The following is a 12,189-nucleotide window of genomic DNA, read 5'->3' as shown; positions in this document are numbered from 1 at the left end:
GAGAGCACGGGCTGGAACTGACCCGGAATTCACGTACCCTTGGTTCATGATTGCGAAGCGGTTCACTTCCGCTTTGCTATCCCTCGTTCCGGTTTCCCCCTATTGAGCGCTCCATGAAAAAGATGCCTCGCTGGCTTGCCGTGTTTGCGGCCCTGTTGCTGCCTTTCGCTGCCGTCGCGCAGCAGAAGGGGCTGGATATCGACATCATCGGCGGCAATGCCTCCGCGCTGCCGATCACCATCGTGCCGATGCCCTACCAGGGTTCGGCGGCTGCGCCGCAGACCGACGTCGCCGGCGTGGTCCGCGCCGACCTCGAGCGCTCCGGCCAGTTCCGCACGCTGCCGGAAGCGCAGATCGTCGAAAAGCCGGTCCGCGGCGGTGACATCCAGTTCGCCACCTGGCGCGCGCTGAAGCAGAACTACATCGTGGTCGGCCGCGTGCTCGACGCCGGTGCCGGCGCCTACCGCGTCGAGTACGAACTGTTCGACGTGCCCAAGGGCGAGCGCCTGCTGGGCCTGGCGATGACCGCGCGCGGCAATGCCATGCGGGACGTCGCGCACCAGATGGCCGATGCCATCTACGAGAAGATCACCGGTGTGCGCGGCGCCTTCTGGACCCGCATCGCCTACGTGACCGCCAGCGGCAAGGGCGACGCCATGCGCTATGCGCTGATGGTGGCCGACTCCGATGGCTACAACCCGCAGACCATCGTGCGTTCGGCCGAGCCGCTGCTGTCGCCGTCGTGGAGCCCGGATGGCGGCAAGCTGGCCTACGTCAGCTTCGAGCGTGGCAACTCGGCGATCTACATCCAGAACATCGCCACCGGCGCACGCGAGCTGGTCACCAGCTTCCGCGGCATCAACAGCGCCCCGGCGTTCTCGCCGGACGGCCGCAAGCTGGCCCTGACCCTGTCGCGTTCGGGTAATCCGGAAATCTACGTGATGGACCTGGGCAGCAAGCAGCTGACCCAGCTGACCAACCACTTCGCCATCGACACCGAGCCGACCTGGGCACCGGACGGCAGCGCGGTGTACTTCACCTCCGACCGCGGCGGCCGTCCGCAGGTCTACAAGGTCGGTGCGGGCGGCGGCAGCGCCGAGCGCGTGACCTTCCAGGGCAACTACAACGCCAAGCCCACCGTGTCCTACGATGGCAAGAAGATCGCCGTCGCCCAGGGTTCGGGCAACAGCTACAAGATCGCGATGATGGACAGCTCGCTGGGGTCGCCCCGCTGGAGCACGCTGTCCCCGGGTTCGCTGGATGAATCTCCGAGCTTTGCGCCCAACGCAAGCATGGTGTTGTACGCCGCCCGCGAAGGTGGCCGTGGTGTGTTGTATGCCGTTTCGGCCGATGCGCGGGTCCGCCAGCGCCTGGTTCTGGCCGATGGTGATGTGCGCGAACCGGCATGGTCCCCATACCGTACCCAGCGCTAAAAGAGTGTTAATATTTTCGCTGTCTTGAACCCCTCATCGGCCTAGGAGCCACAAAGGTATCGCCATGAACAAGTCCACCCGCGTTCTGCTTGTTTCCCTGCTGTCTGTGGCCGTCCTGGCCGGTTGCTCGAAGAAGGTGAAGGAAGAGCCGGCAGCCCCGGTTGACACCGGCACCTCGACCACCACCCCGACCGGCCCGTCGACCTCCGGCCTGTACGGCCCGGGCGACCTGGACACCGACGCTTGCCTGCGCCAGCGCGTTGTCTACTTCGACCTGGACAAGGAAGACGTGAAGCCGGAATTCCAGGCCATCATGGCGTGCCACGCCAAGTACCTGCGTGACCGTCCGTCCTCGCGCATCACCCTGCAGGGCCACACCGACGAGCGCGGTTCGCGCGCGTACAACCAGGCCCTGGGCGAGCGTCGTGGCAACGGCGTCAACTCGGCCCTGCAGGCCAACGGTGGCTCGGCTTCGCAGCTGACCGTCGTGTCCTACGGTGAAGAGCGTCCGGTCTGCACCGAGTCGAACGAGTCCTGCTGGTCGCAGAACCGTCGCGTCGAAATCGTCTACACCGCGCAGTAATCCATGCGCATTGGCATCAAACTGATGCTGGTCGTTGCGGCAGCCCTCGTGGCTGCCGCACCGGCGCATGCACAGCGACAGAGCCTGGCCGACCGTGTCGGCGCGCTCGAGCAGCAGATGTACAACAACAGTGCCAACCAGGACCTGTTGAACCAGATCAATCAGCTGCGGCAGCAGGTCACCAGCCTGCAGGCCTCGATCGAGCAGTTGCAGCACGACAACGCCCAGCTCAAGCAGTCCGCCCAGGACCAGTACCTGGACCTGGACAGCCGCCTGAACCGGTTGGAAGGGGGCAACGCCGCCCCAGCCCTGCCGCCTGTTCCGGCGACTGCGCCGAAGGCCACTCCGGCCCCGGCAACCCCCGCAGCGGCGGCCACTTCCGAGCGGCCGCCTTCGGTCCATGGTGATGCCGGCAGCCTGGCCGCCACCGGCGACGAGCGCACCTCGTACAACGTGGCCTTCGAATCGCTGAAGGCCGGCAAGTACGACGATTCGGCGCAGCTGTTCCTGAGCTTCCTGCAGCTGTACCCGAACGGCGTCTATGCGCCGAACGCGCTGTACTGGCTGGGCGAGAGCTATTACGCGACCCGTAATTTCCCGATGGCCGAGACCCAGTTCCGTGAACTGCTCTCGCGCTATCCGACCCACGACAAGGCCGCTGGCGGCCTGCTCAAGGTCGGCCTCTCGCAGTATGGCGAGGGCAAGGTCGACCAGGCCCAGCAGACGCTGGAGACCGTCGTGGCGCAATACCCCGGCTCGGACGCCGCGCGCACCGCGCAGGACCGCCTGCAGTCGATCCGGCTGGGCAAGCAGATCCGCTGATCCGGCGTACAATACGTTCCCTGTAGAGCCGAGCCCCCGCTCGGCTGTTTGCGTTTCCGGCTGCCGTAACGCCGGCCGGGCTGCGTTCTCCCGGCTGGGCCATGCCGCCCGGTCGCTGCTGTAGAGCCGGGCCATGCTCGGCTGCTTTCGTTACCGGCCACGGTAGCCCCCCGCCACGTGCCCCACCAAGACGTACCCGCCATGACCGCCGTTATCCCGTCCAATGCCGTCGCCACCCCCAGCGACATCGTGCAGTCGCCGCTGCCACGCCTGAAGATCACCGAGATCTTCACCTCGCTGCAGGGCGAAGCCAATACCGCCGGCTGGCCGACCGTGTTCGTGCGCCTGACCGGCTGCCCACTGCGTTGCCAGTATTGCGACACCGCCTATGCCTTCCACGGCGGCACCTGGTGGGACATCGACGACATCGTGGCCGAGGTGCTGGCCCAGGGCGTGCGCCATGTCTGCGTGACCGGTGGCGAGCCGCTGGCGCAGAAGCGCTGCCTGGTGCTGCTGCAGAAGCTGTGCGATGCCGGCATGGACGTCTCGCTGGAAACCTCCGGCGCGCTGGACGTCAGTGCAGTGGATCCGCGCGTATCGCGCGTGGTCGACATCAAGACCCCGGGTTCGGCCGAAGTGGCGCGCAACCGCTGGGACAACCTGCCGCTGCTGACCGCGCGCGACCAGATCAAGTTCGTCATCTGCAGCCGCGAGGATTACGACTGGGCCAAGGCTCTGCTGGCCGAGCACGAGCTGGTCAAGCGTTGCACCGTGTTCTTCTCGCCCAGCAAGGGCGAGATCACCGCGCGCCAGCTGGCCGACTGGATCGTAGAAGACCGGCTGCCGGTGCGCTTCCAGATGCAGTTGCATAAAATCCTGTGGAACGACGAGCCGGGCCGATGAGCCCGGGCAGCGTTCCCTGATGTAGCTCCGGCGCGGGACAGCGTGCTGGCTTTCCCCTCCCAACCGGATGTTTTACCCATGAAGAAGGCAGTCGTGCTTCTCTCCGGCGGCATGGATTCAGCCGCCGTCATCGCCATGGCCCAGGAACAGGGCTTCGCCGTGCATGCCCTGAGCGTGCGCTATGGCCAGCGCCATACCTCCGAACTGGATGCCGCCGCGCGCGTGGCCAAGGCCCAGGGCGTGGTCGCGCACAAGACCGTGGACGTGGACCTGCGCAGCATCGGCGGCTCGGCGCTGACCGACGACATCGACGTGCCCGAGGCCGGCGGTACCGGCATCCCGGTCACCTACGTGCCGGCGCGCAACACCATCATGCTGTCGCTGGCCCTGGGCTGGGCCGAAGTGCTCGGCGCCAACGACATCTTCTGCGGCGTCAACGCCGTGGACTACTCCGGCTACCCGGACTGTCGCCCCGAGTTCGTGGCCGCGTTCCAGGCACTGGCCAACCTGGCCACCAAGTCGGGCGTCGAAGGCGCGGGCATCAAGGTGCACGCACCGCTGCAGTTCCTCAGCAAGGGCCAGATCGTCAGCGAAGGCGTGCGCCTGGGCGTGGACTTCGGCCTGACCGTTTCCTGCTACAACGCCGACGCCAACGGCGCCGCCTGCGGCCACTGCGACGCCTGCCGCCTGCGCGCGCAGGGCTTCGCCGAAGCCGGCGTGGCCGACCCGACGCTGTACGCCTGACCGCCTCTGGTAGTGCCGGCCGCTGGCCGGCTTCCCCGATGCATGTGAAATCCCGGATGGTGGATGCGAACCGCTCCCTCGGTGGGTGCGAACCGTTGGTTCGCACTCCCTGACCCGCCGGGCACAGCCCAGCGTTACCGCTGCCGCAACCACCCCGACGCTTCAATAAACGCCCGCACCGCCCCCGCATCGGCGTAGTCCAACTCGATCATCCGCGCGATCGCCGCCTTCTCATCCGCCTGCTGCTGCATGTACTCCTGCGCGATGCGATACCCGGCGTAATAGCCCACATCACTCACCCCGAAAGGGTTGCGGGCGCTGTTGTACAGCCAGTTATCCAGGGCATCGCCGTCCATCTCGGCGATGAAGCGCGTGCGGATCCCGGTCTCGCATCGCGCTGATGCGCCCGGCACGAACCGCACAACCGACGGGGCAGAGCCAGGCGATGTTGTCGGCGGCGAGCTGGGATGCGGTGGACGCTGTGTGGATCCAGCACGGGCAGGCCGGACGGAGCGTGCCGGCCCCTGGCCGGCGACCGCGGCCCCCCCAGGCTTCGCGCGGCCCCTCAAAGTAGGGTAGAATGCCCACCCCGCCGAAAGGCTGGGGCAATGCAATGGGCCGTTAGCTCAGTCGGTAGAGCAGAAGACTTTTAATCTTTTGGTCGAAGGTTCGAATCCTTCACGGCCCACCATCGCACTCAATGATCTGCGTCATTCCCAAGGCACCGGCTTCCGGTGCTTTTTGCATTGGGTGCCTGCATGGCACCTGCAATATCAGCAGGCGTTGGCCCTTCCAATCACGTGCGCGTGGTTACCCTGATGGTGGCGCCGGACGAACCCCCTTGCCCGCGGTGAGGGAGGCAGCGTGGTTCGTCGGTGTGGCTGGACTCGATCGCCGTCATCATCTCGACAAGCCGTGTGGTCGGTTGCCGGGAGTGGCTCAACGGCAGGCCCTGACAGCACAAGTCCAGAGCATGGGCCAACCCGTCCGGTCTTCGCAGCCAATGCCATCGACGATGCCGGCGCGCTTCCGATGGTCTGTCCCTGTAGCAGCGGAATCTGTGGCTGTTCGGCATCATGGAGGCCGAACCGGGTCAGCGCTCCAACGCCCCTCATCCAGTTGGACTTCTTCGGCCGTCGACCCGCACCGGTCCCGACACCACCTTGGTGTAGGTGAAGTCCAGACGCTCGTTCGGAGTGGACGCGAACGCCGCGCCATGGAGGAACGCCACACTGAAGCTGTTCCTCACCGCGTGGCGGGCAGCAGGCACATAGGGCACCACCGTGCCGTCGCGGGCCCACGCGCAGGTGGCTGATCGGGATCGCGGCAAATTAACTGCAGGCCATTCTGCTACTCCTCCAGGTAGCTTGCGACCAGCCTGGTAGTTGTGCCGTTTCTGAACTCGATTCCAGCCGGCTCTACCGTGTACCGCGCACCAGGCAGCTCACTCTGGAACGATGCCAGTCTTTCGGCCCCCGTCTCGGATCGACTGACAAACATGTAGGGAAGCGTCGAGCCGGGAGCGCGGCAATCGGCAGGCTTGTTTGTCGTCTTGAGCTGAATGCCGTCCTGCCCAGCGGTGCTCACCAGTTGGCCACAGATCACAGCCTGCGATGGCCCAAGAACCAGCAATGCTTCACGGCCAACGCGGGCCATGAACGTATCCGTTGACTCTCCCTTGTCTGCAGTAGCGGTCCAAAGGTTCATCGTCATGCCACGTCTGCTGGCGTACTCGACGCCCCCACTCAGATGGACCCATCGGTAGGCCTCCGCTGGGGGAACGGGAGGTCCGTGCTTCTGCGCAGGGGACTGAGCGAGCACAGGTAATGCCAGCATGAAAAGCGCAACAGAGGCTGCGAGGGTGCGCCTACTGTGGCTTGGCATTCTTGACCCTCGCCGCCTCGCGTTCCGCCGCCGCGTCGGCAGCTTCCTGTGCGGCCGTTGCTGCCGCATTCGCAGAACGTGCCGCCTCCGCTCTTGCCGCCTCGAGGTAGGTGAGCCGTTGCAGACTGGTTCTGCGTTCCAGTTCCATCGCTGCGGCGAAGCTCTCCGGATGCTTTGCAGCACAGGCCTCCTGCACCAGTTGCACGGCACGATCAGACAGCCCGGGCTGGATGTTGCCGAGCAGGCAGTCGGCGTACGGTACGGGCGCGGCCGGGCCGGCGGCCAGCGCGGCGATGAGCACGGCATTCAACATGTAAACCTCCTTGTAGGTTTCGAAGGGACTGGCGACCCGTCCGGCCCAAGTATGGACCGGTTCGGGGTGCAACGGCGGCTACGCCGGGCGGATATCCCGGCACACCAGTTCCGCCAGCCCGCGGCAGGCGAAGAACAACCCATCGATCACCCCTTCATCCAGATGGCGGTCGGGCGTGGCGATCGACCGGCAGCGTTCGGCGGCGTGCAGCATTTCCGCCACGGTCAGCATGCCAACGGCGGCACGCTCCGCGCGTGCCATCGCCTGATCACGGCCGGGCGGCAGGTCGGTTTCCGGCCAGGGCAGGCCGTCGGCGCCGTCGCCATCGCGGATGCGCTTGAGGCATCCCCAGAACGTGCTGAGATCCGGTGCGGGGTTGTCATCGTCATTGACGCTGTCGGGGGTGCAGTAGGGCGCTTGGGGCGGACGTCGGGTCATCTCGGGTTCCTCGGCTCTTGGGCAGTAGCGCCACCGTGCAGGACGGGTGGCGGACGGTGCATGGCTGCAAGCCGGGAGACATCACGCAGTAACCGGCGGGTCCGAAAACCCCCACGCACCGCCCGCCATGAAGGCCGACGGATCACCCGCCGGCACGGTCCGGAGACGGTGCCGACGGGTGAGCGCAAACAACAGCGTGAATGTCATGACGGGCTTGCAGGCCCGGTGCCACCCGTTGTCGGTGGCGCTGCATATTGGTTACGCCCGCGCGCGGATTTCAATATGAAATGTGGGAAAAAATTTCTGCCACCCACAGCGCGACACTATTGTCACAGAGGGCTCCGATGCAGCGAGCGACAGGACGCGACGCATCCGTTCTGGTGGCCTGGCGAATCGCGTTGTGGAATGGCGCGAACCGCATCGGGTGGCGCATTTGCTGTGAACCGGCGCGTGTAAAGCGGGCTGCACTTTCATGATCCGTAGCAGCGGCGCGAGCGCGTCACGCGGCAAAATTGCGGTGCGAACGCGACATATCCGTGCAGGCTCCCTGTAGAGCCGTGCCATGCTCGGCTGCGCCTCGCGTGGGGTGCTTAGCCGAGCGTGGGCTCGGCTCTACAGTGATCCATCCACGCAGGGTGCGGATCTACGCATCTGGCAGGGGTGTTGAGCGTGCCGAAGCCTCCAATGCCTACCGCTGGGCGCTATGCTCGGCCTCTTTCCCAGGATGGGTTTTCCCCATGCGCCTCATCGTGCTGCCGCTGTTGTTGTCCGCCATCTCCGCCGCACCCTTGATGGCGGCCGAGCCAGCGCTGGCCGCACAATCAGCCACCGCAACTCCACTGGTCATTGGCGAGACCTTCACCGTACAGTCGAAGGCGCTGGGCGAAACCCGCCGCATCAATGTCTATCGCCCGCAGTCGTGGGGCCTGGACCCGAAGGCGCCGCTGCCGGTGCTGTACATGCCCGACGGTGGCATCGGCGAAGACTTCCTGCATGTGGCCGGGCTGGTGCAGGTACTGAGCGGCAACGGCAGCATGCGTCCATTCCTGCTGGTCGGCATCGAGAACACAGAACGCCGCCGCGACATGACCGGCCCCAGCAAGGATCCGCAGGACCAGAAGATCGCGCCGCGCATCGGTGGCTCGGCGGCTTACCGCACGTTCCTGCGCGATGAACTGATGCCGCAGGTGCGCCAGCGCTACCCGACCACCGACGAGCGCGCGCTGATCGGCGAGTCGCTGGCTGGCCTGTTCGTGGTCGAGACGCTGCTGCAGGAACCGACGCTGTTCAACAGCTACATCGCGCTCGACCCCAGCCTGTGGTGGAACCGGGGAACGATGCTGGCGGGTGCAGCCAAGCAGCTGCCGGCAGTGACGCGTGCGCAGCCGCGCGTGTTCCTGGCCAGCAGCGGGCAGCCGGAGCTGGCAGCCTCTGCCGCGCAGCTGGCAACGCTGCTGGAGCAGCCCTCGCCGTCGCCGCTGGTGAAGTACCTGCCACTGCCGGAGGAAACCCACGCCACGATCTATCATCCGGCCGCATTGCAGGCGCTGCGCACGCTGTTCCCGGCACCGCCGCCGGCCTCGCCCTGACCGCACTGGCACCGCGTTGCGCGCCATGCAAGGATGCGGCAGCGGCGCCATCCGGTGCGCCGACCGCAACGGGAGCGTGTGGATGCAGCGTGTGCGTGGATGGAGTGTGGCGGCCTGCCTGGCCGTGAGTGGTTGTGCGATGTCGGTGGCACCGCCGGCAACGCAGAGTGAAGCGAAGGAAAGCGCGGCCACCGCTGCGCCGGGCGTGGTGCTGCCGGATACCGAAGCGCTGCGCGTGCACGATCCGGTCGGCCGCGATTATCCGGTCTGGGTGGCGTTGCCGGCCGACTACGCCGCACATCCGGAGAAGCACTACCCGGTGCTGTACGTGACAGACGCGCTGTACAGCTTCCCGCTGGTGCGCAGCGTGCGCAACATGTTGGGGCAGAAGGGCGTCAACCTGGAGGATTTCATCCTGGTCGGGCTGCCTCCGCAGGAAGGCCTGACCTCGAAGCAGAGCCGCTCGCGGGACTACACGCCCAGCGACCCGGCGCGCACCGATCCGCGTGACTACAGTGATGACGTCAGCTATGGCGGCGCCGCGCATTACCGCGATTTCCTCGCCGAGCGCGTGCTGCCGATGATCGATGCGCGCTACCGCACCGATCCGGCACGGCGCGCCTATGCGGGCCATTCCTACGGCGGCCTGTTCGGCGCCTACGTGCTGACCACGCGTCCGGACATGTTCCGTACCTACATCCTGTCCAGCCCGTCGCTGTGGTTCGACAACCACCTTGTGCCGCGCCTGCAGGCCGAGGCCAGGGCGCCGACTCAGCCGACCACGGTGGTGCTGTCGGTGGGCAGCTTTGAAACGGTCAAGCCGGAACCGCGTTATTTCACCCGCAACGATATGCTGCGCCATAACGCCGAATTCGCAGAGCAGCTGCGCAACAGCGGGCGATCGTTGAAGGTGGAGAACATGGTGATCGACGACGAGGACCACTTCACGGTCTACCCGGACATGATCACCCGCGCGTTGTTGAAGGTGTTTCCGGGTACCGGGCCGTACAGCAGCGGTTGATCGGCGGTTGCAGCCACGCCGATGAGACGCGGATTCAGTAGATTCACGCCATGCGTGGATGAATGCCTCAGGCCGCCTGTGCGTCCGGTCCGGTCAGCACGCCCACATCGGCGTGCCGGAAGCACAGGCGGATGGCATCGAGCAGTTCGCTCATGTTGTAGGGCTTGGGCAGGAAATGGATGCCGTCGCGCAGCTGTGGCAGCACGCGGTGCTGGTCCATGCCCGAAGTGACCAGGATCGGCAGGTACGGATAAAGGTCGCGCACCTGGTTGGCGGCTTCAATCCCGCTCACGCGGCCCAGGTTGACGTCGGTGAACAGCAGGTCGAAACGCTCACCGGCGGCCAGCAGGCCCAACGCGGCTTCGGCCGAGCTGACGCCCACCACGTGGCAGGCCTGGCTTTCCAGCGCCAGCCGGCTCAGTTCGCGGGTTTCCTCCGCGTCCTCGATCAGCAGGACGCGGGGCTCAACGTGGCGCTTGGACAGCAACATGACGCGACAACTCCGGACAGCAACGGTGAAAAGGCGCGCAAGTATGCGCAAGCCGGTAGTGATACCGGCGTGCACGGCAGGCTAAGTGGGCGTTACAGGCGTGTCGGGCGGCGACGACGCCTGTGCCAGGCCAGCGCGGCCACCGCCAGCAGGGCCGTGCCGATGCGCAGGCTGGTGGCCTGCCAGCCCAATGCGATGGCGTCATCGAGGCTGAACACATTCCAGGCCAGGTTCATCGAAACGTGCAGCACCAGGCCGCACCACAGGGTGTCGCCGTCGAGGTGGTCGAGCCAGGCGAAGATCAAGCCACCGAAGGCGATCACCGCACCGATGAACAGCGCGGTGCCACCGCCCTCGAAACCGCCGAAGCCGAGCCAGTGCACCCAGCCGAACAGCAGCGCCTGCGGCAGTGCGAGCAGGGGCCACGGGCCGCGCACGATCTTCACCAGCAGGATGAAACCCAGGCCGCGGAACAGCACCTCTTCGGCCACGGGGAACAGTACCGCGAGCATCGCTGCGTCCAGGACGGTCAGCGCCGTGTTCGGTGTACCCAGCAGGGCCAGGCCGAGCCAGCAGGGCAGGCTGGCCAGCAGCACGCACAGCGGTCCGCTCCAGCCGTTGCCGTGCAGCCCGAGACTGGCCAGCAGGCCGATGCCGCGGGGGCGCAGCAGCGCGGCCAGCAACAGCGCTGCAAGCACGGCCAGTGCATTGTCGAGCAGGCTGCCGCCATAGGGGATGGGCAGCGCTGGAATCGGCGCGCCGACGGACGCGGCGATATCGCGCAGGTTCAGGCCAAGGCCAACGCCCAGCAGCACCAGCAACAGGCGCACCGGATTGGGCAGGCGGGACAGCATGGTCATGCGCGCACTCCCTGCGGGACAAGGCCGCAGTGTCGGGCCGGCCGCTTCCGCCGGCACGCGCCGGAAGTCCCTGTGCCATCGGTCATGTGTTGCCGCACAGTCATCGCAGGGCAGGTACAGTCGATGCCAGACCGACAGGAGCAATGCCCATGCTGTGCCCCATATGCACGACCCAGACCCTGCAGATGGCCGAACGCCATGGCATCGAGATCGACTACTGCCCGGGTTGCCGTGGCGTGTGGCTGGACCGTGGCGAGCTGGACAAGATCATCGAGCGCGCCGGAGCGGCGGTGCCGCCACCTGCACCTGCGCAGCAGCAGCCGGCGTCCACGCCGCCGCCGGTGATGCACCGTGACACCCGCCATCTCGGCCAGCGCTACGAAGACAATCGTGGCCAGCAGCATGGGCACGGCTACAAGAAAAAGAAGAAGGACAGCTTCCTGTCCGAACTGTTCGATTTCTGAGCAGTTCGCTCTTCGTAGAGTCGAGCTTGCTCGACTGGCTGTTCCGACAGTAGTCGAGCAAGCTCGACTCTACGGGGCCGTGATCACGGCCGGCGCAGGATGAACTCGCGGTCGTGGGTCTCGCCGACGATAAATTCATACTCGCCCATCTTGCTGCAGCCATAGCGTGCGTAGAAGCGCTGCGCGCCGAAGTTCTCTTCCCATACGCCCACCCACAGGGTGCGGCGCTGCGGGTGGTCCAGCCACGCCATGAACGCGTCCATCAGGCGCGCGCCATGGCCGCCATACTGGTAGGCGGCCAGGATGTAGAAACGTTTCAGTTCAATGCCGCCCTCGCGTGCCTCGGCATGCGGCAGGGTGTTGGCACCGGCGGCCAGGTAGCCGACCACATTGCGGCCATCCATCAGCAGCCAGACCGCACTGCGCGGGTCGGACAGCTCGGCGCGCTGGGGGACGCTGCTGTAGTGCGCCTGCAGGAAATCATGCAGTTCCTGCGGCGGATACGAGTCACCCCAGGTCTCGTTGTAGGTGGCGATGGCGATGGCCGACAGCGCTTCGACATCGGCCAGGGTGGCGCGGCGGATCTGCAACGACATGGTGGGGCCTGCATTGGAACGTGGCGCAGTGTAGCCGGCCCCGGCGCCT

General features: G+C 66.2%; 14 protein-coding genes, 1 tRNA gene and 1 pseudogene. 9 read left to right on the top strand and 7 right to left on the bottom strand.

All coding sequences use genetic code 11. From position 1 onward, the window contains the following. Positions 1 to 113 precede the first annotated feature (113 nt). The 5 genes from tolB (at position 114) to queC (ending at position 4,485) form a co-directional block, all read left to right on the top strand. On the top strand, positions 114 to 1,433 hold the full coding sequence (gene tolB / locus N5C18_RS16695; protein WP_006438808.1) for a Tol-Pal system beta propeller repeat protein TolB: 1,320 nt from the start codon (positions 114 to 116) through the stop codon (positions 1,431 to 1,433). Positions 1,434 to 1,497: 64 nt separating this feature from the next. Further along, on the top strand, positions 1,498 to 2,016 hold the full coding sequence (gene pal, locus N5C18_RS16690; RefSeq protein WP_005410748.1) for a peptidoglycan-associated lipoprotein Pal: 519 nt from the start codon (positions 1,498 to 1,500) through the stop codon (positions 2,014 to 2,016). A gap of 3 nt (positions 2,017 to 2,019) precedes the next feature. Then, on the top strand, positions 2,020 to 2,838 hold the full coding sequence (ybgF, locus tag N5C18_RS16685) for a tol-pal system protein YbgF (RefSeq protein ID WP_053450574.1): 819 nt from the start codon (positions 2,020 to 2,022) through the stop codon (positions 2,836 to 2,838). 201 nt (positions 2,839 to 3,039) lie between these two features. After that, the gene (queE, locus tag N5C18_RS16680; protein ID WP_279945162.1) at positions 3,040 to 3,741 is read left to right on the top strand and encodes a 7-carboxy-7-deazaguanine synthase QueE; all 702 of its coding nucleotides are present in this window, start codon (positions 3,040 to 3,042) and stop codon (positions 3,739 to 3,741) included. A gap of 78 nt (positions 3,742 to 3,819) precedes the next feature. Next, positions 3,820 to 4,485 carry a 7-cyano-7-deazaguanine synthase QueC gene (gene queC / locus N5C18_RS16675; RefSeq protein ID WP_279945161.1) on the top strand — a complete coding sequence of 222 codons (666 nt, stop codon included), beginning with the start codon at positions 3,820 to 3,822 and terminating at the stop codon, positions 4,483 to 4,485. Between the two features lie 134 nt (positions 4,486 to 4,619). Here queC and N5C18_RS16670 read toward each other — a convergent pair. Next, a pseudogene (locus N5C18_RS16670) lies at positions 4,620 to 4,865 on the bottom strand (hypothetical protein); the annotation flags it as partial. A gap of 235 nt (positions 4,866 to 5,100) precedes the next feature. Between N5C18_RS16670 and N5C18_RS16665 the strand changes: the two are divergent. Further along, positions 5,101 to 5,176: transfer RNA gene (locus tag N5C18_RS16665), tRNA-Lys, on the top strand. A 659-nt stretch (positions 5,177 to 5,835) separates the two neighbouring features. On the opposite strand, the gene N5C18_RS16660 is transcribed toward N5C18_RS16665, so the two are convergent. The 3 genes from N5C18_RS16660 to N5C18_RS16650 all read right to left on the bottom strand — a co-directional run bounded on the left by N5C18_RS16660 (position 5,836) and on the right by N5C18_RS16650 (position 7,120). Then, the gene (locus tag N5C18_RS16660) at positions 5,836 to 6,198 is read right to left on the bottom strand and encodes a hypothetical protein (RefSeq protein ID WP_279945160.1); all 363 of its coding nucleotides are present in this window, start codon (positions 6,196 to 6,198) and stop codon (positions 5,836 to 5,838) included. Positions 6,199 to 6,352: 154 nt separating this feature from the next. Then, positions 6,353 to 6,682 carry a hypothetical protein gene (locus N5C18_RS16655; protein WP_279945158.1) on the bottom strand — a complete coding sequence of 110 codons (330 nt, stop codon included), beginning with the start codon at positions 6,680 to 6,682 and terminating at the stop codon, positions 6,353 to 6,355. A 78-nt stretch (positions 6,683 to 6,760) separates the two neighbouring features. Beyond that, entirely contained in the window at positions 6,761 to 7,120 is a 360-nt protein-coding gene (locus N5C18_RS16650) for a hypothetical protein (RefSeq protein WP_279945157.1), read from the bottom strand. Positions 7,121 to 7,857: 737 nt separating this feature from the next. Here N5C18_RS16650 and N5C18_RS16645 point away from each other — a divergent pair. Both N5C18_RS16645 and N5C18_RS16640 read left to right on the top strand, forming a co-directional pair. After that, positions 7,858 to 8,709 carry an alpha/beta hydrolase-fold protein gene (locus N5C18_RS16645; protein ID WP_279945155.1) on the top strand — a complete coding sequence of 284 codons (852 nt, stop codon included), beginning with the start codon at positions 7,858 to 7,860 and terminating at the stop codon, positions 8,707 to 8,709. A gap of 82 nt (positions 8,710 to 8,791) precedes the next feature. After that, on the top strand, positions 8,792 to 9,730 hold the full coding sequence (locus N5C18_RS16640) for an alpha/beta hydrolase-fold protein (RefSeq protein WP_279945154.1): 939 nt from the start codon (positions 8,792 to 8,794) through the stop codon (positions 9,728 to 9,730). Positions 9,731 to 9,797: 67 nt separating this feature from the next. Here the strand turns inward: N5C18_RS16640 and N5C18_RS16635 are convergent, their stop codons facing one another. Together N5C18_RS16635 and N5C18_RS16630 are read right to left on the bottom strand one after the other, a co-directional pair. Continuing rightward, entirely contained in the window at positions 9,798 to 10,220 is a 423-nt protein-coding gene (locus N5C18_RS16635; RefSeq protein WP_006438906.1) for a response regulator, read from the bottom strand. A 92-nt stretch (positions 10,221 to 10,312) separates the two neighbouring features. Continuing rightward, on the bottom strand, positions 10,313 to 11,080 hold the full coding sequence (locus tag N5C18_RS16630) for a CPBP family glutamic-type intramembrane protease (protein ID WP_279945153.1): 768 nt from the start codon (positions 11,078 to 11,080) through the stop codon (positions 10,313 to 10,315). Between the two features lie 149 nt (positions 11,081 to 11,229). Between N5C18_RS16630 and N5C18_RS16625 the strand changes: the two genes are divergently transcribed. Next, positions 11,230 to 11,544: a zf-TFIIB domain-containing protein gene (locus N5C18_RS16625; protein WP_279945152.1), complete on the top strand. Its 315-nt coding sequence runs from the start codon at positions 11,230 to 11,232 to the stop codon at positions 11,542 to 11,544. A gap of 83 nt (positions 11,545 to 11,627) precedes the next feature. Here N5C18_RS16625 and N5C18_RS16620 read toward each other — a convergent pair whose 3' ends face one another. Then, positions 11,628 to 12,140, bottom strand: coding sequence for a GNAT family N-acetyltransferase (locus tag N5C18_RS16620; RefSeq protein ID WP_279945151.1), 513 nt, complete (start codon positions 12,138 to 12,140; stop codon positions 11,628 to 11,630). Positions 12,141 to 12,189 lie beyond the last annotated feature (49 nt).

Origin of the sequence: Stenotrophomonas sp. GD03930, assembly GCF_029839665.1 — a bacterium.
Lineage (GTDB): Bacteria > Pseudomonadota > Gammaproteobacteria > Xanthomonadales > Xanthomonadaceae > Stenotrophomonas > Stenotrophomonas forensis.
The sequence above is the reverse complement of the archived record's forward strand: the minus strand, read 5'-3'. Positions and strand labels throughout refer to the sequence as shown.

Coding starts and splice junctions, on each gene's coding strand:
- tolB (WP_006438808.1), top strand. CDS start 114: ATGAAAAAGATGCCTCGCTGGCTTGCCGTGTTTGCGGCCCTGTTGCTG.
- pal (WP_005410748.1), top strand. CDS start 1,498: ATGAACAAGTCCACCCGCGTTCTGCTTGTTTCCCTGCTGTCTGTGGCC.
- ybgF (WP_053450574.1), top strand. CDS start 2,020: ATGCGCATTGGCATCAAACTGATGCTGGTCGTTGCGGCAGCCCTCGTG.
- queE (WP_279945162.1), top strand. CDS start 3,040: ATGACCGCCGTTATCCCGTCCAATGCCGTCGCCACCCCCAGCGACATC.
- queC (WP_279945161.1), top strand. CDS start 3,820: ATGAAGAAGGCAGTCGTGCTTCTCTCCGGCGGCATGGATTCAGCCGCC.
- N5C18_RS16660 (WP_279945160.1), bottom strand. CDS start 6,198: ATGACGATGAACCTTTGGACCGCTACTGCAGACAAGGGAGAGTCAACG.
- N5C18_RS16655 (WP_279945158.1), bottom strand. CDS start 6,682: ATGTTGAATGCCGTGCTCATCGCCGCGCTGGCCGCCGGCCCGGCCGCG.
- N5C18_RS16650 (WP_279945157.1), bottom strand. CDS start 7,120: ATGACCCGACGTCCGCCCCAAGCGCCCTACTGCACCCCCGACAGCGTC.
- N5C18_RS16645 (WP_279945155.1), top strand. CDS start 7,858: ATGCGCCTCATCGTGCTGCCGCTGTTGTTGTCCGCCATCTCCGCCGCA.
- N5C18_RS16640 (WP_279945154.1), top strand. CDS start 8,792: ATGCAGCGTGTGCGTGGATGGAGTGTGGCGGCCTGCCTGGCCGTGAGT.
- N5C18_RS16635 (WP_006438906.1), bottom strand. CDS start 10,220: ATGTTGCTGTCCAAGCGCCACGTTGAGCCCCGCGTCCTGCTGATCGAG.
- N5C18_RS16630 (WP_279945153.1), bottom strand. CDS start 11,080: ATGACCATGCTGTCCCGCCTGCCCAATCCGGTGCGCCTGTTGCTGGTG.
- N5C18_RS16625 (WP_279945152.1), top strand. CDS start 11,230: ATGCTGTGCCCCATATGCACGACCCAGACCCTGCAGATGGCCGAACGC.
- N5C18_RS16620 (WP_279945151.1), bottom strand. CDS start 12,140: ATGTCGTTGCAGATCCGCCGCGCCACCCTGGCCGATGTCGAAGCGCTG.